Origin of the sequence: Paraburkholderia sp. RL18-085-BIA-A (assembly GCF_046027075.1) — a bacterium.
Classification (GTDB): Bacteria; Pseudomonadota; Gammaproteobacteria; order Burkholderiales; family Burkholderiaceae; genus Paraburkholderia.
The window spans coordinates 1-940 of the sequence record NZ_JARESU010000495.1 but is presented as its reverse complement, the minus strand read 5'-3'; the positions used below and the strand labels follow the sequence as shown (position 1 = coordinate 940).

The 940-nt window shown below is 53.9% G+C and carries 1 protein-coding gene; it reads right to left on the bottom strand.

The annotated features are described in order from the left end of the window. Nucleotides 1-507: helix-turn-helix domain-containing protein (locus tag P0D89_RS53470; RefSeq protein ID WP_459252693.1), on the bottom strand; the 507-nt coding region annotated here is incomplete at its 3' end. Nucleotides 508-940 lie beyond the last annotated feature (433 nt).

The following is a 940-nucleotide window of genomic DNA, read 5'->3' as shown; positions in this document are numbered from 1 at the left end:
GCTCAGACGCCGATCGGTATAGTTGTGCATCAAGATATCGCGCTCGATTGACGCCCAGTTGTTGTCCGACAGGCCCGCAGCTGTCAAGAGCGCATGCCCGTTATCCAGCGCGCTTATCGCGACGCCTTGGGAACCTGCGATCCTCAACAGTTCGATGAGTCGCTCGTCTGCCGATGCACGCGTCACACCCGCTCCGCCCGCGACGTACAGCATATCGAAGGCTCGGAACCATTGTCCGCCGAGGCGTTCCGTCCATAAGCATACAGAGGACGAGCACGCAATCGGACCGCCGCGAGTCGATACGAGACGAACGCCATAGGTTAGGCAAGCGCCGTCGGAGGACCGCTGCAATTCGTTGGCGATATGCAGCGCCTCTACGAGTGTCCCTGTTCCGAGGAGAGAAAAACCGTCGTATAGAACAATGCCTATGAGCTTCGAAACAGGCTCGCCGGACCGTTCATCTTCACTCCTCGACTTCGCATTGCAGAAGGTTATTGCGCAAGACATGGCCGTTACCTCCTTTTAAGGTCGCTATCAATAGTGGATTCTTTCTGGATTCTCCATGCGATTGCTTATTGCACAAGCCTAGCTGGGATGCGGTTCGCAACTTCTTGAACTGGCGGGTTCAACCAAGGTCTTGACCGAAAGTTCCGGCGCCTATGTCGTACCCGGACAGTCCAAAGACACGATCCTTATCATCTGTTCTTATGGCGCACAGTGAACCAATAAGCTACAGCATTGCGAGAAGTCCACTACAGCTCACGTATTTGTAGAACACAGGAAACCTAACGGTCAGTCCACGCGGCCATCATCTTAGGTGATACGAAATAGCCAATAAAAGGAATTCTTCCGCCACGTGTTGCGATCTTCGCGTGAAGGAAACATCACACACGTCAGTCGATTAATGGCCGTTCGGATGTGCGAGCGCGGAAGACTTGAC